Origin of the sequence: Pseudomonas berkeleyensis (assembly GCF_014109765.1) — a bacterium.
GTDB classification, from domain to species: domain Bacteria; phylum Pseudomonadota; class Gammaproteobacteria; order Pseudomonadales; family Pseudomonadaceae; genus Aquipseudomonas; species Aquipseudomonas berkeleyensis.
Window position 1 is genome coordinate 2,974,281 of the sequence record NZ_CP059139.1, and the last position, 18,832, is coordinate 2,993,112.

At 62.9% G+C, this 18,832-nt stretch carries 17 protein-coding genes; 6 read left to right on the forward strand and 11 right to left on the reverse strand.

Annotation, left to right across the window (positions count from 1 at the left end):
• Window positions 1-99: 99 nt before the first annotated feature.
• On the reverse strand, window positions 100-1,515 hold the full coding sequence (locus HS968_RS13820; protein WP_182366446.1) for an MltF family protein: 1,416 nt from the start codon (window positions 1,513-1,515) through the stop codon (window positions 100-102).
• A 276-nt stretch (window positions 1,516-1,791) separates the two neighbouring features.
• Between HS968_RS13820 and HS968_RS13825 the strand changes: the two genes are divergently transcribed.
• The 5 genes from HS968_RS13825 (at window position 1,792) to HS968_RS13845 (ending at window position 6,722) form a co-directional block, all read left to right on the forward strand.
• Complete coding sequence (locus HS968_RS13825) at window positions 1,792-2,619, forward strand: TatD family hydrolase (protein ID WP_182366448.1); 828 nt, start codon at window positions 1,792-1,794, stop codon at window positions 2,617-2,619.
• 84 nt (window positions 2,620-2,703) lie between these two features.
• Complete coding sequence (locus HS968_RS13830) at window positions 2,704-4,173, forward strand: methyl-accepting chemotaxis protein (protein ID WP_119691397.1); 1,470 nt, start codon at window positions 2,704-2,706, stop codon at window positions 4,171-4,173.
• Between the two features lie 95 nt (window positions 4,174-4,268).
• Window positions 4,269-4,439 carry a hypothetical protein gene (locus HS968_RS13835; protein WP_179624865.1) on the forward strand — a complete coding sequence of 57 codons (171 nt, stop codon included), beginning with the start codon at window positions 4,269-4,271 and terminating at the stop codon, window positions 4,437-4,439.
• Between the two features lie 208 nt (window positions 4,440-4,647).
• On the forward strand, window positions 4,648-5,145 hold the full coding sequence (locus tag HS968_RS13840) for a molybdopterin-dependent oxidoreductase (protein ID WP_182366450.1): 498 nt from the start codon (window positions 4,648-4,650) through the stop codon (window positions 5,143-5,145).
• 5 nt (window positions 5,146-5,150) lie between these two features.
• Window positions 5,151-6,722 carry a GGDEF domain-containing protein gene (locus tag HS968_RS13845; protein WP_182366452.1) on the forward strand — a complete coding sequence of 524 codons (1,572 nt, stop codon included), beginning with the start codon at window positions 5,151-5,153 and terminating at the stop codon, window positions 6,720-6,722.
• Window positions 6,723-6,760: 38 nt separating this feature from the next.
• On the opposite strand, the gene HS968_RS13850 is transcribed toward HS968_RS13845, so the two are convergent.
• The 8 genes from HS968_RS13850 to HS968_RS13885 form a co-directional block, all read right to left on the reverse strand.
• A complete protein-coding gene (locus HS968_RS13850; protein ID WP_182366454.1) occupies window positions 6,761-7,558 on the reverse strand; it encodes an acyl-CoA thioesterase in 798 nt (265 codons plus the stop codon).
• Window positions 7,559-7,664: 106 nt separating this feature from the next.
• The gene (locus tag HS968_RS13855) at window positions 7,665-8,435 is read right to left on the reverse strand and encodes a CHAD domain-containing protein (protein ID WP_182366456.1); all 771 of its coding nucleotides are present in this window, start codon (window positions 8,433-8,435) and stop codon (window positions 7,665-7,667) included.
• A gap of 73 nt (window positions 8,436-8,508) precedes the next feature.
• On the reverse strand, window positions 8,509-10,494 hold the full coding sequence (locus HS968_RS13860; RefSeq protein WP_182366458.1) for a transglutaminase TgpA family protein: 1,986 nt from the start codon (window positions 10,492-10,494) through the stop codon (window positions 8,509-8,511).
• A complete protein-coding gene (locus tag HS968_RS13865; protein WP_182366460.1) occupies window positions 10,491-11,447 on the reverse strand; it encodes a DUF58 domain-containing protein in 957 nt (318 codons plus the stop codon). Before HS968_RS13865 ends, HS968_RS13860 begins: the two co-directional genes overlap by 4 nt.
• Window positions 11,447-12,364 carry an AAA family ATPase gene (locus HS968_RS13870; protein ID WP_106740885.1) on the reverse strand — a complete coding sequence of 306 codons (918 nt, stop codon included), beginning with the start codon at window positions 12,362-12,364 and terminating at the stop codon, window positions 11,447-11,449. Before HS968_RS13870 ends, HS968_RS13865 begins: the two co-directional genes overlap by 1 nt.
• 202 nt (window positions 12,365-12,566) lie before the next feature.
• A complete protein-coding gene (locus HS968_RS26915; RefSeq protein ID WP_182366462.1) occupies window positions 12,567-14,531 on the reverse strand; it encodes a methyl-accepting chemotaxis protein in 1,965 nt (654 codons plus the stop codon).
• Window positions 14,532-14,658: 127 nt separating this feature from the next.
• Window positions 14,659-15,264, reverse strand: coding sequence for a flavin reductase family protein (locus tag HS968_RS13880; protein ID WP_182366464.1), 606 nt, complete (start codon window positions 15,262-15,264; stop codon window positions 14,659-14,661).
• Entirely contained in the window at window positions 15,264-15,542 is a 279-nt protein-coding gene (locus HS968_RS13885; protein ID WP_119691405.1) for a hypothetical protein, read from the reverse strand. The genes HS968_RS13880 and HS968_RS13885 overlap by 1 nt, the downstream gene beginning before the upstream one ends.
• A 309-nt stretch (window positions 15,543-15,851) precedes the next feature.
• On the opposite strand from HS968_RS13885, the gene HS968_RS13890 reads away from it, so the two are divergent.
• Window positions 15,852-16,865, forward strand: coding sequence for a patatin-like phospholipase family protein (locus HS968_RS13890; protein ID WP_182366466.1), 1,014 nt, complete (start codon window positions 15,852-15,854; stop codon window positions 16,863-16,865).
• On the opposite strand, the gene HS968_RS13895 is transcribed toward HS968_RS13890, so the two are convergent.
• Both HS968_RS13895 and HS968_RS13900 read right to left on the reverse strand, forming a co-directional pair.
• The gene (locus tag HS968_RS13895) at window positions 16,866-17,951 is read right to left on the reverse strand and encodes an AI-2E family transporter (RefSeq protein ID WP_182366468.1); all 1,086 of its coding nucleotides are present in this window, start codon (window positions 17,949-17,951) and stop codon (window positions 16,866-16,868) included.
• 76 nt (window positions 17,952-18,027) lie between these two features.
• Window positions 18,028-18,831, reverse strand: a complete 804-nt coding sequence (locus HS968_RS13900) for a DUF4892 domain-containing protein (protein WP_182366471.1) — start codon at window positions 18,829-18,831, stop codon at window positions 18,028-18,030.
• Between the last annotated feature and the right edge of the window lies 1 nt (window position 18,832).

The window sequence follows — 18,832 nt, forward strand, 5'->3', positions numbered from 1 at the left end:
CTTCCTTTGGTGTGTGGGAGTTGATGGCGCACAGAATATCCAATTTATTCGATAAAAAAATAGCAAAAAACCGCTTATCAAAATCGAATTAATAGATAGTTAATTGGCCGTCAAGCGCTGGCCTTGCGGCTCCAATAGATAGCGCTCACGGTCATAAGCAAGGTAGTACTTATTAACCGCGTTCACATAGCTCACCACCCCCATGCCCATCTGCTCCATGGCCACACGCTCGACCTGGAAGAACCACTGGTTGGGGTTGAGGCCTCGCCGACGCGCCTCGGCGCGCAGACTCTGAACCCGTTGCGGGCCCAGGTTATAGCCCGCCAGCACGAAGGCCATGCGCTCGCGCTCGTTAAGCTGCGGGCTATTGAAGAAATTGCGGCGAATCATCGCCAGGTACTTGCTGCTGGCCTGAACGTTGCCGTCGACATTCTGGATATTGCTCACCCCCACGCTACGCGCGGCTGCCGGGGTAATCTGCATCAACCCCGTGGCACCGTTGGCGCCACGGGCCGTAGGGTTGAGCGTCGATTCCTTGAATGCCAACGCAGCCAGCAGCAGCCAGTCGAGATCCTGTTGCCGGGCGTGTTGCTGCAGTACCGAGCGCACCTTTTCCAGGCGCTGCCGCTCGGTACGCCCCAGTGGTGAATGAACCTTGTACAGGCGCCGGTAGACGCGCTGAAAGGCAGCGTCCTGATCGGCCGGACTCTGGTAGCCGCTGAAGAAGCGGTCGATGCTGGCCCGCAACATGGGTGCATCGGGACGCACGAACCACTTCATGTCGCCATCGCGCGCCAATACCAAGTGCTTGTCGACCCGCAGCTTGGGCATCACCTTGGCCCAGCGCTCCGCAATCGGCAGCTCTACCGCCGTACGCTCGAAGATGCCGGCCTGCACCATTTCCAGCACGTCCTCCACCGCCAGGGTCGGATCGACCCATTCGACGACGATGGGCGGCAACTTGCGGTCGGCCAGTTGCTGGTTGATCAGTCGCAGCGCTTCGCCAACAGCGCTGCCTGCCGGCAACGAGAGGCTGCGTCCGGCCAGTTGTTCGAGGCTGCGGTAATGCCTGTTGCCCTGCTTCGATACCAGCACCAGGGGAACATCGCTGCGAATCGCCGTACTGGCACTGACATCGTGCCCGGTGCGCACGTTGAGCAGTTCGCCTGGTGCGACCAGGTCGCCCTCGCCGCGCTGCAGGGCGCCGAGCAACTGATCCTTGGCCTTGGGAATGATCTTCAGCGTCAGGCTACGCCCGTCGCGGGAATTGCGATTGAGGTACTGCTCGAAGGCACGCAAGCGGTGGTATTCGACGCCGATGCTTTGCCCTTTGACCGAACCCGAGCTGTTGCGGCTTTGATTGACCAGCACGCGCAACTCTCCGCTGCTGCGAATGGCCGGCAAGTCCCGGGTACTGCGCGTCTGGCCTGTGACCTCTGGAGGGCCGGCCACGCGCGCGCTGACCGGCAGCGGCAGCATGGCCAACAGGCACAGAATCAGCAGCAATCGCGACATCGATTCTCCAGGAATGGCGGCAAGCCGCCGAAGCCTCGCGGGGTTCATAGCCTGCTCTTCGCCGATGCGCGACAGACGACAACTGGCTGCAAACCCGTCAAACACCTTCCCATGACGGGCACGGGGCGCGGAGAGTGGCACAGCCAAGCGCTGCAGCGCCACCCCATAGCCTTGCATCAACCTTAAAAACAGAGACCAACTTATTGTTTTAAATCGACTTTCTGACGAACGGATGGAAGCTGCTATTCTGCCCTTTCGCTCACAGCAGGTGGCACCATGCAACTCATCGATATCGCCGTCAATCTCACTCACCCCAGCCTCGCCTCGCAGGCCGAAGCCCTGCTCGAGCGCGCCTATGCCGCTGGTGTGTGTCAGATGGTGCTGACCGGCACCAGTCTGACCGAAAGCGAAGCCAGTCTCGCACTTTGCCGACAGCTGGATGCCAGCGGCGAGCGCCTGTTCAGCACCGCTGGGGTTCATCCGCACGATGCCAGCTCCTGGAACAACGCCAGCAGCGCAGCGCTCAAGGCATTGCTGGCCGAGCCGGCGGTGCGTGCCGTAGGCGAATGTGGTCTGGACTTCGACCGCGACTTCTCACCCCGCCCCGCCCAGGAAAAGGCCCTGGAGCAGCAATTGGCGCTGGCGGTCGAACTGAACATGCCAGTGTTCCTCCACGAGCGCTCTGCCAGCCAGCGCATGCTGGAGATTCTCCGTGACTGTCGCGATCAACTGCCGGCGGCCGTCGTGCATTGCTTTACCGGCGAACGCAGCGCCCTCTATGCCTACCTTGATCTCGACCTGCACATCGGCATCACCGGCTGGGTTTGCGATGAGCGCCGCGGCACGCACCTGCACCCGCTGCTCAAGGACATTCCCGGTGATCGCCTGATGCTGGAAACCGACGCGCCCTTCCTGTTGCCACGCAGCTTGCGCCCGAAACCCAAAAGTGGGCGCAACGAACCGGCCTTCCTGGGTGAAGTACTGCGCGAAGTCGCCTTGCACAGAGGTCAGTCCGAGCAAGCACTGGCTGCACAAACCACCGCCTGCGCACGAGCATTCTTCGATATGCCGGCCATACTAGATGAAGCAGTGCAAGAGTTTTGATTGACGTCAAGACTCTGACAAATAGCCGAGGCATACTGCTGGCAATTAGCCAACACCGACTGCAACGAGACGGATAACAACAGCATGGGCGCCTGGATCAGCGATCTTTCCCTCAAGTACAAATTCTGGGCGGTCAATGCCGTCGCACTGATCATCAGCCTGATGCTGGTGCTGTTCGCGCTGCACACCGAGCAACAGGCGCGCAGTGCCGATGCCAGGCAGGCTGCTGTCGAGCAGTCGCGCCTGCTCCAGCAATGGCCCCAGCAGGCTGCCTTGCCCAACGCGACGAATATCCAGGTGCTGCAAGGCAACGGCAGCTTGCCGGGCGCTCAGGGCTCGGCCGATGCCAGTGGTTGGCAGGTGCTGGCTCACGATGCCTGGTTCGGTGACAACCCGCTTATCGGTGCGCAGCGCGTCTCGCTCAGCGACGGGCGCAATCTGGCGATCCTCGCGCGTGCGCCCAGCCTGCTCGATCTCTTCGCCCAGCACGCCTTTTCCTATGCGCTCGCGGTCGCGATTCTGATGCTGTTGCTGCTGGCCGCCTCACAATTGCTGATCCGCTTTCTGCTCAGTCACCTCAACACACTCAAGGACGTGATGCTGCAGGCTGAGCGCAGTGGCGACCTGTCTTTGCGCGTGCCACTGGATAGCCGCGACGAAGTCGGCCAGATGGCCGCTGCCTTCAATGCCATGCAGGCCGGCTATCAACGTGTGGTCGGTACTGTCGGCCAGGTCGCGGCGGAGCTGAACAACGGCACCCGCAGCATGGCCGAGCGCATGGGTAGCGTGCGTCAGGGCATGCTCAGCCAGCAGAGCGAAACCGACCAGGCCGCCACCGCGATCAATGAAATGTCCACCACGGTGCAGCACATCGCCGAGCATGCCGGCAGCACCCGGGATCAGTCGCACAACGCCGATCAGCTGGCGCGCGCCGGGCAGCAAGTGGTCGAGCGCGTCGAGCAATCCATCGCCGCGCTGTCGCAAGGCGTACGGCAGAGCGCCGGCAGCATCGAACGCCTGGCCGAGGACAGTCAGCACATCAGCCGTGTGGTCGGTGTGATCCATGGCATCGCCGAACAGACCAACCTGCTCGCCCTCAACGCCGCCATCGAAGCGGCGCGAGCCGGTGAAATGGGCCGTGGCTTCGCCGTGGTCGCCGACGAGGTACGCAACCTGGCCAAGCGCGTGCAGGACTCCACCGACGAAATCACCCAGATGATCGGCAACCTGCAGGGCGGCACCCGTGACGCCGTGGAGTTCATGCGTGAGAGTTCGGAGAACGCCAACCACTGCGTACAACTGGCACAGGAGGCAGGCGAGTCGCTGGCGGCAATCACCGCGGCAGTGGCACTGATGCGTGACAGCAATACGCAGATCGCCGTGGCAGCCAACCAGCAGAGCCAAGTCGCCGAGGAGATGACCCGCTCGGTGGTCGGCATCCGCGACGTCACCGAGCAAACGGTCGGCCAGACCCTCGAGTCGGCGGCCACCAGCCAGCAGTTGGCCGAACTGGCCGCAGAATTGAGCAAGGCCATCCGCCAGTTACGCCTGTAACCACGGCCTCAGGCTATCTGCTTCATAGCCAGGAGCAATTCGTCACAGCCACATCGGCAGTCCTAGACTCCCTTCATCGAGTCGAGGATTGCCCCATGGACACTCATCCCAACCTGCCGCCCCTGCTGGCGGTGCTGCTGTTTCTGCTATCGCTGACCCTGCTGCTGATCGGCGCCTGGCACCTCGGCTTCGTGCCGCTGACACTCGGCCTCATCGGGCTGTACGCCGCCCTGGCGCTACGGCCTCATGGCCTCTCTCCGACGTGACAAACCGTGCAACCTTTCTGCAATGGACGCCGCACCAGCAAGCGTCTATTACTCGAACAACAGGTAACTTCCCCGCACTTTTTCTTCGCGAATGCATGGCCATGCCCATGATGCAAACGAAAACTGCAATTTGGCCGCTGGTCGGACGAATTGAAGGGAAAAGTCATGGCACGATAGAATCGCCAACATATTGACCAAGGATAGTCGTATGTCGCCACTGCGGCATTTTCTTGTCACAGCCCTGCTGACATTGCTTTGCCAGTTATCCGCCAATGCCGAAACAGCGCCCTACCCACTGGATCGCCCGGCATTGACAGTACACCTGGCGGATGGACAACGCCTGACATTCAGCCTCCAGCAATTGCAACGTCTGCCCCAAGGCAGCATTCAGTTGCGTGATGGTGAAGGCGTCATGCAGAACTGGGTAGGCGTCCCTCTTCACCAACTGCTTGCGCAGATTCCCGGTGCCGACAACGGCAAACCCTTGCACACCACGGCACTCAACCATTACTCGGTGCTGGTTCCCTACGAGGACATCCAGCGCTACCAGCCCCTGATCGCCTACCAACTCAACGGGCGCTTCATGTCGATTCGCGACTATGGCCCCCTGTATTTGATCTACCCCTTCGACGATCACCCCGAACTGCGCCAGCAGATGTTCTATAACCGTTCCATCTGGCAGCTCAGCGAGATTCATGTCGAGTGACTCCGATGCCCGATACGCCCGCCAAGTACCCTGCCATGCCAGCACGCCTGAAGATCGTCGCCCTGGCCGCATTGGTGATCGCCATGACCCTGACCGTGGCCGGCTCGTTGTGGCTGGTGCAGAAGCAGGCCAGGCAACTGGCCTTGCCGACGCTGCATAGCGAGTTATGGCAGGCCTACCAGATCCACATGGAGCTGGATCGACTGTTGCTGGCAGCTCAAGCGCTTCTGGACGGCAAACTTGCGAGTGACGACCTGGTCGTGCGGGTTCAGGTGCTGCGCAGCCTGACCCAGCCACTGGAAGGCCAGCACCTGTTCGACTTTCTCCCTGAATCACGCCCGGCCGCCGAAACCACCCTGAAGCGCGTCATCGCGCTCAGTCGCGACTGGGATCAACGCGCGCACTGGGGCGATACGCCGGGTGTCAGGCAGATCGCCGAGCAAGCCGTACAAGCGTTGCCCGCGCTGCAACGGCCGATGCACGAGGTGATGGTCGCGACCAACATCTCGCTGGCCAACGAGCTGGATGTCGAGCGCCAGCACCTGTATCAGTACTTCACCGGCCTGGGCTGGGCCTTGCTCGGCCTGCTGCTCGGCGGTTCGCTGCTGGTGCTGCGCCTGGTCGGCAACTACCGCGAAGCCCGCGAGCTTTCACACAACCTGAGCGAGCTCAATCAACACCTGGAACAGCGGGTAACGGAGCGCACCACCGAACTGGCCGAGGGCCAGGCGCTGCTGCGGCAGATTCTCGATGCCAGCCCCAGCGATGTGGCGCTCACCGACAGCAGCGGCAAGCAGGTCTACTTCGTCAACCAACGTTTGATGCAGCGGCTGAACCTGAGCTCACCCAATGACTTTTCGCTGAGCCGCCTGTTCAACAACGCCCGTGAGGCCCTGCATTTTCGTGAAGCCCTGCAAGCACGCCATCGCGTCGATGACTGGGAAGGCATGCTGGCCGGCGAAGAGCCCTATTGGGGCGTGGTTTCCGGGCGCCTGCTGGAATATCAAGGAGGCCCCGCACTGCTGATCTGGAGCTACGACATCAGCCTGCGCAAACGCATGGAGCAGGAGCTTCTGGTGCTGGCCACCACCGACGCACTGACCGGGCTGAACAATCGCCACGCATTCATGCAACGCGCCAACGAACTGCTGAAGACCGCTGAGCGCTACGATCAGAACTGCACCTTGCTAATGCTGGACATCGACTACTTCAAGCAGATCAACGACAACCACGGCCACCAGATGGGTGATCAGGTGCTGGCCAGCCTGGGGCAGTTGCTCACCAGGGAACTGCGCGAAGTCGATATCGTCGGCCGCCTCGGTGGCGAAGAGTTCGCCGCCCTGCTGGCGCAGACCGACCAGATCGACGCGCTGCAAGTAGCCGAACGTCTTCGCGCCAGCGTGGAAGCCATGCCGCTGTCTTGCGCCAACGGCCACCCACTGAGCCTGACGCTGAGCATCGGCCTGGCGAGCCGACATCCAGCCGAACCGCTGGAGGGTGTACTGGGACGCGCCGATATGGCGCTGTACAAGGCCAAGACATCTGGACGCAACCGCGTCTCCTGGGCCATGAACTGAGGCCTTGGCGTCTCGAACAAGACGCCAAGGGCGCTGAATCAGCCGAACACCGTCACGGTCTGCCGACTCAACGCGATCAACTCACCGGTCGGGCTCCACATCGCTGCCGCCACGTGGCCATAACCGTCCCGCGCATGCTCGATCTCCGCTCGGTACAGGCACCAGTCTTCGGTACTCAGCGCTTGCAGCGGCTGGACGAACTCGATGGTCCAGGTCAGCGAGCTGCCTGGTGCCGGGTTCTTGAGATGCGGCAACACCGCCGGCGGCCAGGCATCGACCAATGCCAGCAGGTACGCCTCGCTCAATGCTTGTGGTTCGGCCTCGCCTCGCAGACGTACCCAGCCCCCCATCTGGCGCGACTGATTGTTGGAGAAAGGCATGCCGCCTATGCCCCAACGCATGGCCAGGAAGCGGGTGAACTCCGGAGTGACGTTACGCACGTAGGGCAGTTCCTGGCACTGTTCGACCGCGGCGATCTGCGGAGCAGGCACTGCCTGCACCGCGATGGCAGACGCACGCGAAGCACCGAAACTCCCCTGCACCACGGTCACTACCTGGCCGTCCTGCACGGCACGCAAACACAACTGGCTGACCGCCTTGCCTTCACGCAGCACCTCGGCCTGAAAACTCACCGGCACCTCTGCCGCAACCGGGCCAACGAAGGTGATGGCCAGCGAGCGAACCGGACGCCCTTGCGGCACTTTGGCGCGCATCGCCTCGAACGCCAGTGCCGCTACCAGGCCGCCAAAACTGGCACGCCCCTGCCCCCATTCGGCAGGGATCACCACGGCCTCGGGATCGCGACGCACCGCGTCCAGCAACTCGGAAAAGATCATACGCACCTCATAGGTCATCAATGGCGACGATCTTAGGGGATGCAGGAGGCCGAACGATAGGCCGGCAATACGCTCGTTCGGTCATATTGCCGGCGAGAATGGCACCCTATCCCTGAAAGGGAAAATCACCATAGAGCGCCAGCAAAGCATCATCGGCGCGCTGCTCGGCAAGCTGCAGAGCCTGTTGCCAGATGGCTCGACAAGACTCCAGGGCCGGTAGCGACTCGCTTTGCGCAAGCCATTGCAGGCGGTCATGCCAGTCGCCCAACTGGCTCTGCGCACGCTTGAGTCTCAGTTGCACGGCTTTGCTCAAGCCGCTTTGCGCCGGGTAGGTTTCCGCGGCATAGCGAACGCGCTTGATCAGCAGGCGCAGGCGATGACGATCATGCGTCGGGTCGCGCAAGGCCTGCGCCAGCTTGTCTTGCTGACGCCGCAAACGACGCCGGATGCGCTTTTCCACCGATTTCAGCTGGCCTTGCCTGGCGGCCTCGCGCCAGCTCGCCGGCCAGGCATCGAGCAACAGCATCAGTTCGGCAAGCTCGCGACTGCTGGCAATCGCGGCATAACCTGCAGCACGCTGCCCGGCATCGACCATTGCCAATTGCGGCAAACCCAGTCGCTCCAGCTCGGCCACCAGCACCTCGCGATCACGCAGCGGGCCACTGAGACGCCCCAATACCGCTGCGCCCTGTTCCAGCGCATCCACTGCCGGGAGCCCGCGTAGTGGGCGCAGCAAGCTGCGTAGTTGGCGCAAGGCAATGCGCAGATCGTGCAACGCCTCGGTATCGGTACAACTGGTCAATCGTGCCTGACAGGCATACAGGCGCACCTGCAATGCCAATACACGATTGAGACAATGTTCGATGAAATCGCTCATGTTCGTTCCTCCCGAACGACGATGGGCCAAGCTAACAACACCGAGCCTATCGCATACACGTGACCATTGGTCGCTAGCGCGAAAAACGCCAGGGCAGCGCCCGACGCAAATCCCCCAGCGCCTGGAGCAGAGCCGCGCGCGAAGCCGGCTGGCCCGCATAGCGTTGCTGTTCGAAACAACGGGCGAACGCCTCGATCTGCACCGCCTGCGCCGGCAGCTCACGAGCGGCACGCAAAGCGAATGAGCGGGCGCCCTCTCCTGCCTGACGCTGTACCCCATGGCGCGCCAGCAAACGTTCGAACTTGCGGAAAACCTGGCGCTGCGGATCCGCTCGCTGCTGCCAGGGTTTGAGCAGCCAGAGCGCCAGAAGGCCAAGCAGCAATCCACCCGTGCCCACCAGAGCCAGCGCCAGGCGCTGCCAGTCGAGGCTACCGAACCAGTTCTGCAGCAGCTTCAATTGCTGTTCGCCCTGGTAGCCCAGTACCCAGCGCTGCCAGCCGTAATTGAGGTTCTCCCAGCTCAGACGCAATTGATTGAGCCAGGCCAACTCGCGGTAGCGCAGCGGCGAGAACGGCTGGTCGTCGAGAAAGCCGTCCTCCTCGGCCAGCGCCTCTTCCAGCCCTTGCTCGATACGTTGCGGTGCGACCTGAAACGTCGGGTCGATACTGCGCCAGCCCTGCCCCGGCTGCCAGTATTCGACCCAGGCATGGGCATCGAACTGACGAACCTGAATGTAGTTGCCACTGGGGTTCAGTTCGCCGCCCTGATAGCCCGCCACTACACGTGCCGGAATACCGGCTGCACGCAGGACGAAAGTCATCGCGCCGGCATAGTGCGCGCAGAAACCACGGCGGGTGTTGAACAGGAAGTCGTCGATGCTGTCACGCCCCAACGGTTGCGGGCGCAGGGTATAGACGTAAGGTTCACGATTGAAGTGCTGCAACAGCGCTGCTACCAGCGCGTCGGCCTGCGGATGCTGCGCCTTCAATTCAGCAGCCCAGGCGCGACTGCGCGGGTCACCCTGTGCAGGCAATTGCAGAGCACGCTGCAAGGCCGGCGCGGCGATATCCGCTTCACGCAGTGCCTGGGGCCAGGAACGCACCTGATAGAGCAAGGGCCGATCCACCGGGCGCCGTCGCTGCCAGCGGAAATCCGTCATCATCCGCACGTCGTTCTGCGCCATCTCGCCAACATCCAGTGCGAACAACCAGGGTTTACCGCTGGGCTGCATGATGATGCTGTAATCGAGCGCCTCACCGGCCTTGCTCCACTGCGGCGATGCCGGCAACTCGGCATAGCTGGACTGCGACCAACGGCGGCCATCGAAACGCTCCAACGTCAGGGCGCGCCAGTAGAGTTGCTCGCGCGGCGGCACAACGCCTTCGAAACTGGCACGGAACGCCAGCGCCGAGGATCGGCTGAGTTCAGCGATATCGGCCGGTGCCATGCTGTCCGATAAACCGGTCACACCCTTGTCACTGGGCACCGGCAACGACCACAGCGGCCCCATGCGCGGGAAGAACACGAACAGCAACAGCATCAGCGGCAGTGCCTGCAACAGCAGGCTGCTGGCCAGTCGCAAGGTCGGCCAGGGGCGCTCGGCGAAACCGCTGTGCTGCAGCCCCACCAGCGCGGCCAACAGCGCGGTAACCGGCAGCAAGCTGTAGAGCGCAGCAAGAATGCCGTCCTCGAACAGGTAGGCCGTGACCACGCAGAAGAAACCGAGAAAGATCAGCACCAACGCATCGCGTCGGCTGCGCATCTCCAGCAGCTTGAGGATGAAGGTGGCGATCAGCAGCACCACGGCCGCGTCCAACCCTACCAGCGTGCCACGCGACAACAGGATGCCAGCCAGCACCAGCACCATCAGCCCACCCTTGGCCCAGCCATTGGGGTAACGCGCACGCATGCGAAATATCTGCACACGCCACCCCGCGGCGACCAGCCAAAGGGCAATCGTCCACAGCGGCAAGTGCACCAGATGCGGCAGGATCACCAGAACCTGCGCCACCAGCAACCAGGTCAGGGCGATGCGCGGAATACCCGGCAGCGTGCTCATGCCCGCTCTCCGAACAGCGCCAGAGCACGTAGGCAGGCATCGCGATGGCCTTCGCCATAATCCGGCGCGATCACCTGCCCCGGCAGTTGCAGGCCGAATGCCTGCTGACGCTCGGAAAACTGCAGCACCCAATGGCAGAGCAGTGACAAACGCATTTCGCTGTCACCGCCCAGGCTGTCGAAATCCAACCACAGGTCGCGGCCGCTGAGCATGGCGAAGTCCTTCACCAGCAGGCCCTGACCGCGTGAGTAAGCCTTCCAGTCCAGGCGGCGTTTGGAATCGCCAGGCTGATAGTCGCGCAAGCCCTGGAAATCATCGGCGCCCTGACCACGGGCACACATGCCCTCTTCTTCCTCTTCATCACCAAGACCGGCCGACAGCGGCAGGTCGCCCTCCAGCGGACGTGGATAGACCAGGATCGCCTGATCCAGGTCGACCCAGCTCCAGGCCACCAGCAAGCCCAGGGGAAAACGGCTTTCCACCCGCAGGCGCTCAGGCCGCAGCCAGCCACGGCGCACGGCTGGCAGACCGAGATCCACCTCGGTCTGGCCCTCACGCGGCACATCGCGCACCAGCAGATCGCTCGGCGGCCACCCCAGCGCCACAGCCTGATGTTCACGTTCGCGGCTTTCCAGGCGTACGCGAAAACGCGCCTGCTCGCCGACGAACACGGCCCAGCCGCCGCCAGCCTTGAGCACCAGCCCGGCCAGATTTCGATAGGTGTGCAGGATGGTGACGACGAACACCGACATCAGCAGGAAGGTCAGCCCATAGGCCAGGCTGTTCTGGTAGTTGATCCCCACCAGCAGCATCAGCAACAACGCCACGGCGAAGGCCGCGCCCACCCGGCTGGGCAGGATGAAGATGCGCCGCTGGTTGAGGCGCACACTGGCCGCAGGCGGAATCCGCCTGGCCAACCAGCGGCGCCACAGTGGTTTCAGCGCTGCACGCATCAGAGCGCCGGCACTTCGCGCAACAACCACTGCACCAGGCTGCCACCACCGTGGCCGGTGGGGTCGGCACGCTCGCGCAGACGGTGCCCGACGACCGACGGCAGCACCGCCTGTACGTCCTCTGGAATCACGTAGTCGCGCTCGGCCAGCAACGCCCAGGCCCGCGCGGCAGCCAGCAGCGCCAGGCTGGCGCGCGGCGACAGGCCCCAGGCGAACTGCGGTTGACTGCGGGTCGCCTCGACCAAGCGCAGCACGTAATCGACCAACGCATCACTGGCGCGTACCTTGGGCACCTCGGCCTGCAGACGTGCCAGCTCGGCATGATCGAGAATCGGCTGCAAGCGCGGCAGCAGATCACGCCGCGCATCGCCGAGCAACAGCGCCCGCTCTGCGGCCTGTGCCGGATAGCCAAGCGACAAGCGCATGAGGAAGCGGTCGAGTTGAGATTCAGGCAGCGCGAAGGTGCCGCCACTGCTGACCGGGTTCTGCGTGGCAATGACGAAAAATGGCTCAGGCAGCGGCCGCGTCGCGCCCTCGATGGTCACCTGCCCCTCTTCCATGGCCTCGAGCAGCGCACTCTGGCTTTTCGGCGTAGCGCGGTTGATCTCATCGGCCAGCACCAGCTCGGCAAAGATCGGCCCCGGGTGAAAGACGAACTGCCCGCTGTCCTTGTCGAACACCGAAGTGCCGAGAATGTCGCCTGGCAACAGATCCGAGGTGAACTGGATACGCTGAAAGCTCAGACCCAGCACGCGGGCCAGGGCATGGCTGAGCGTGGTCTTGCCCATGCCGGGCAGGTCTTCGATCAGCAGGTGACCGCGCGCCAGCAGGCAGGTCAGCGCCAGGCGTACCTGTGCTTCTTTGCCCAGCACTACCTCATTGACCGCATCGAGACAGGCATCCAGTTTGCTTCGCATCGTTCGCTCCTTATGCAGAACGCCGATGCTACTGGGCCGCAGGTGTACGGCAAAGCGCCATGACATTTTTGCTCACGAAACTGTGAGAGCCCGTACAAAGTCTGCTACGCATCGGTCCTGCAGTATTGAAAACCGGCAGAGCAACCATCGATGTGGCATGGGTCTGGCTAGCCAGCCGCAGAACACCCTCCGAGCGGTTCGCTCACAGCCGGAAATGCCCGGCCAGCCCCTGCAGCTCGCGCCCCAACTCGGCCAACTGGATGCTCGAAGCAGCCGTCTCGTCCATCGCTGTGGCCGACTGGTCGGCGATGTCCCGGATCGAAGTCACGCTGCGGTTGATTTCCTCGGCCACTGCCGTCTGCTGCTCGGCCGCGGCAGCGATCTGCTGGTTCATCTCGAAAATCAGCGCCACCGCTTCGGCGATGGCTGCCAAAGCACCTTCGGTCTGGTTCGCATCGGTCACCGTCAGGCTCACCAGGCTGGCGCTTTCCTGCATGTCCGCCACCGCCCGGCGACTCCCTTCACGCAACGCGGCGATCAGCGACTCGATCTCGGCAGTGGATTGCTGGGTGCGCTTGGCCAGCGCTCGTACCTCATCAGCGACCACCGCAAAACCGCGCCCCTGCTCGCCAGCGCGCGCGGCTTCGATAGCCGCATTCAGCGCCAACAAATTGGTCTGCTCGGCGACGCTCTTGATCACGTCCAGCACCGCATCGATACGCTGCGTGTCCTGACTCAGGCGCTGGATACTCGCCGTGGTGGCGTCCATGGCGCTGGCCAGCTGTTCGATACGCTGCAAGGTCTGACGCACCACCTGGTTGCCATTGCCGACACGCTGATCGGCCTGCTCGGTCGAGGCAGCCGCAGCTTCGGCATTGCGCGCTACTTCATGCACGGTGGCGGTCATCTGGCTCATGGCAGTGGCGACCTGATCGGTCTCCAGCTTCTGCCCATTGACGCCCTGTCGAGTCTGCTCGGCGGTCGCCGAAAGCGATTGAGCCGAACTGGAAATCTGCGCGACACCGCCTTGCAGGCGACCGACCATCTCCCGCAGGTTCGCAGACATGCTCTGCATGGCTGCGAGCAGTTGGCCGATCTCGTCGCGGCGATCCTGCTCGATGCGCACGCTGAGGTCGCCGCCAGCGATGGCTTCGGCAAGGCCGATCACGCGCTTGAGCGGCCGCACGATGGCCAAACTGATGGTGACTGCCGCGCCCAGCCCGAACAGAAGAGCCAGCGCCGCAGCGAGTACGATCAGCCCACTGCTGGACTGCTGGTCGGCCTGCATGACCTGGCGCTGCGCCGCCAACGCCTGATCGACCTTATCGAGCAACTGCTCGACCTGCGCAACCAGCTGCAGATAGACCTGCTTCTGCTGTTGCAGTTGGGTGGCGTATTCCTTGAGGCGCTCGTTGAAGGAGTCGACATTGACCACCACCTCACCGAGTACGGCGGCGTATCCCGGATCGTCCAGCGCATCGCGCAACTGCGCAGCCAACGCCTGGGCTTCGCCAGCCTGGGCGATCTCGGCCTGTTCGCTTGCATCGCTGCGACGGCTGGCCTCCAGTCGCTGCCGAGCCTGATCCAGCGCCTGCAGCAGCAGTTGATGGATCTTGCCAACCTGGCCGGCCTGCACAACCGAGTCGCCGCCCTGTTCGCCCTGGGTACGTTTGAGCAGATCAACGCCATCTTCGGCCAACCCTTCCTGCAGCAGATCGAGGCTGTTGGCGGCACTGACCACCAGCCAGTCTGCGGCCTGCAGGGACAACTGCATGCTGTCGGTCAGTTCGACGTAACGGGCGAAGGCATTGCGGTAATCGCCCAGGGCAGGCTCGACCTGGGCCAGAATCGCCCCGGTATCACTGTCCAGATCGCCTTGTAACGCTGTGCTGGCCTGCACGATGGCATCAGCCTGTTCGGCCAGTCGCTGGGCGTGCTGGCTGTCGCCATTCAATGCGAACGCCTGCTCGCTGTGACGCATGCGCAGCACCTGCTCGCCCAGAGCGCTCATGCGCTGCTGCAATTCGGCACCCGTGCTCACTTCGCGCAGCGCCAACAAGCCGGTGCCAGCCACCAACGCGGTGAGACCAAGCACCAGTGCAAAGCCGAGCATCAGTTTGCTGGCCGTACTCAGACTGGCCAGCCGATTCGCCAATGAGCCACCCATGACATCCCCCTGCCTACTGCAGCCAGCCCCGGAATTCTGGAACATAGAAGCGCAGCCTTGCTGGCGACAAGCCAGCAAGTGCCAGGATGGCCGGAACAGTTAACTGGACGTCGTTTTCAGAACGGGTTCAGGGACGTTGCATCTGGAACAGATCACGCGTGCGGCAATAGGCGCTGCCGCCGAGGCGACCGACAAGGTCGAGCTTGAGTGGATCGAGACGGCCCTGCTCGTTGAGCACGGCGTCATTGATATGCGCCAGCAGAACCTCGGCAAAGATCAGGTGGCAATTGGGCTGCTGCGCTGGATAGGGCTGGATCTGCGCCACCCGACATTCGAAGGTCACTGGCGCACCAGCGACGCGGGGTACGTTCAGTCGCTCGCACGGCAGACTGGCAATGCCGCAGTGGGCGAACTCGCTGACCTCATGCGGCAGAATCGCGGCACTGGCGTTCATCGCCTCTGCCTGCGCATGGCTGACCAGTTGAATCGCCAGCTCGCCGGTGGCCTGGGCGTTACGCAAGGTGTCCTTGAGGCTGCCGTCATCACGGGTGTTGACGTTGACCAGCAGGGTCGGGGGATTGTCGCTGATCACCTGGAAGAAACTGAACGGCGCCAGATTGGCCACGCCCTCGGGCGAACGACTGGAAACCCAGGCAATAGGCCGCGGGGTGATGCTCGAGGCCAGCCAGCGGTAGGCGTCCAACGGGCTCAGGGTGGCGAAATCGAGTTGCATCAGCGCCCCGCTCGCGATTCACGGATGTAGAAGCGCGCACGCTCGGCCTTGCTGGTGCAACCGGCATAGGCTTCGAACTGCTGCTGGGTCTTGGCTGCTGTGAGCAGAGAAAGTGCTTTGGAATAGCTAACGGTACCGGCGAAGCCCTCGGCTTCGGCGATGCTCAGCTCCTTCCAGGCGGCATCCAGCTGATTGGCACAGGTATCACGGTAAACGGTCTTGCCGGCGCAGCCGGTCAGCACGACCGCCAGCAGCGGCAAACAGATCCAGTGTTTCATTTCGACCACACTCCTCGAACGGATATGACTACGGGTTGGCCCAGTCTATGACGCTCCGGCCGGACGAAAGTGCCCGGCTCCCGGCCGTTTCGCTTGCACGATCATACCCATGCCTGCTGCCGGCTGGCGAACCACTCCGTGCAATATCGTGCTCAGGGTGAAAAATCAGCTTCCCTGCATGGCGCCGCAAAGCAGCACCCGCCTGTCGGTGAACGAGCCAAGGCAGCCATCGACGAATTCTAGCAAAGGGTCTCTTGGCGCCGCCCCACCTCAGGGGTAAGGTCGATGCCTCTGTGAGGGATATCGTCAATGAGCAAGAAAGTAGCGCTGGTATTAGGCTCCGGGGGCGCACGTGGTTATGCGCACATCGGCGTGATCGAAGAGTTGCAGGAGCGGGGTTACGAAATCGGCTGTATCGCCGGTTGCTCCATGGGCGCCGTGGTCGGCGGCATCTTTGCCGCTGGCAAGCTGCGCGAATACCGCGAGTGGATAGAAAGCCTGGATTATCTGGACGTGCTGCGACTGCTCGACGTCAGCTTCCGCCTCGGCGCCATTCGCGGTGAGCGGGTGTTTGGCCGCATTCAAGAGATCGTCGGCGAGGTGGACATCGAGAACCTGGATATCCCCTTCACCGCTGTCGCCACCGACCTGACCAACCAGCAGGAAATCTGGTTCCAGGAGGGCTGCCTGCACCAGGCGATGCGCGCTTCGGCGGCAATCCCCAGCCTGTTCACACCAGTCATCCAGGGCAAACGCATGCTGGTCGACGGTGGCCTGCTCAATCCGCTGCCGATCGTGCCAGTGGTTTCCAGCCACTGCGACCTGATCGTCGCGGTCAACCTCAACGCCACCAACCAGAATCACTACCAATTGCCGGTGATCGAGCGCCCCGCGGCACTCAAGGGACGCATCGATCAGTTGATGAGCAGCCTCGGCTCACGTCTGCCGAGCTTTCGTCGCAAGAGCGAGGATGAAGCACTGCTGCTCGCCGAAGAGCAGCGCATCGCTGACGAAGTCAGCCCGGCCGCTGCACCAAACCGCAAACAGGATGGGGATGACGCAGCGCCGAAATCCGCCAGCGGCTCGCGGGTTGCAGAGTTCAGCGGTCCGGCCTCGCTGCTGGAATTGGTCAACCAGAGCTTCGAAGTCATGCAGACCTCGCTGGCGCAGTACAAGATCGCCGGCTATCCACCGGACATCCTGATCAACGTTCCCAAGCGCGCCTGCCGCTTCTTCGAGTTCTACAAGGCGCCGGAGCTGATCATGCTCGGCCGGCAGATCGCTCGCGACACCCTGGACAAATACGAAAGCGAGCGCGGCTAATCAGCCGCGCGGCTCCTCGCCAGGCAACGGCTTGTCCACCACCGTTTCGGCTGGCGGCGTCTTGTCCGCTACCCAGTCGCTGAGCAGGCTGTAGGCCACCGCCAGCAGAGTCGGGCCAAGGAACAGGCCCATGAAGCCGAAGGCGAGAATGCCGCCGAACACCCCCAGCAGCACCACCACCAGCGGCAGGTTGCCGCCACGGCTGATCAGATAGGGTTTGAGGATGTTGTCCACGCCGCTGATGACGAAGAAACCCCAGACGCCAAGGAAGATCGCCATGCCGATCTCCCCCTGCCAGACCAACCAGGCCACAGCCGGGCCCCAGATCAGCGGCGGAATCATGATGAAGCTGAAAGCGAAGGTCAGCAGGCCCAGCACCAGTGCGCCCGGCACGCCGGCGATGACGAAACCGATGTAGGCCAGCACGGCCTGCGCGGCGGCGGTACCGATGACCCCGTTGACCACCCGCTGCACGGTACCGGCGACCAGTTCCAGATAATGATCGGCACGCTCGCCGATCAGTCGCTCCAGCAGGCTGTGGACGAACACCGCCAGGCGCGGCCCATCACGGTAGAAGAAGAACACCAGCACCAGGCTCAGTGCCAGCTCGACCATACCGCCGCCGATCTTCGCACTGCGCGCCAACAGCCAATTGCCTACCTGGCCCAGATACGGACGCACGGTATCGAAGAATGCGGCGCCCTGCTGGTCGATGGTGCGCCACAGCTCAACCAGTCGTTCGCCTACCAGTGGTACACCGGCCAACCAATTGGGCGGCGGCGGTAAGCCTTCTACCTGCAGATCCTTGACCAGCGCGTTGGCATCCTTGATGTGATCGGCGAGGTTGAATCCCAGCCAGATCAACGGCACCGCCACCAGTACGACCCACACCCCGGTCAGAATACCCGCCGCCAGCGACAGCCGCCCATTGAGCAGTTGCGTCAACAGACGCATCAGCGGCCAGCTGGCGAATGCCAGCACACCTGCCCAGAACAGCGCCGACCAGAACGGCGCCAATACCCAGAGACTGGCCGCCAGCAAACCGAACAACAGGATCTGTACCAGCAGACGATCATTTGTGGCCATGAAGCGAAACTCCCTTCGACGAAACGACAAAGCGCCCATGATGGGCGCTCTGCAACAGGCGATTGCGGGCGATAGCTTAACGCAACAAACGTACGCTCAGTGCGCCATCCTCACCATCGCCCAGCTCCAGGCGAGCTTCGCGCACGCGCTGCTCGATCAGGGCCTCGCGCCAGGGCTCCGCTTGATCACCGGACAGCGCGACGCGCAAGGTACTGTCCAGATTCAGGCTGCGTGCCAGCACTTCCACCCAGGCGCTATCGGCCTTGGCGTCATCGGGTAGCTTCAGTTGCCCATCGGTACGCAACTGACGCAACAGCGTCGCAGGCGTCGGTAACAGCTCGCCCAGCGGCGCAGCGGCGTCCAGTTGCTCGACATGCAGATAGGCGCGGCGGTTGCCGCGGGTGATGCTGTAGAGCGCCAGCAGGCTTTCATGATTCGGCTCGGCCAGACGCAACAGCGCATAAGACTGCTGATCGTCGGAGCCATACAGTGTGGCATTGCCGAATACCGAGTTGGCCCACAGGCTGCTCGCACCGCACTCACGTCCTTGGCACCAGTAGAGCAGTTCGGCGCCCTGCTCCAGCAAGGCCTCGCGAGCATCTCCGAACACCTGGTCAGCGCTGTGGGTGCGTGGAAGTTCGTAGGTCACCGCAGTGTGCTGGCCCTGCACCAGAATCTCCCGCTCGTAACGCAGGCGACCGCTGATACGGCGAATCGACCCCTGCGGATAGATGCGCTCGACATCCGGTGCGTCCTTGAACGCAACGATGTGGCTTGCAGGAAAGCGAGGAAGAACCTCGAGGTCACGGCTGCCAGGAAGATCGGCCGCCAACACGGCACCGCTGCAGAACGTGGCAAACACCGCGGAAAATAGCTTCATA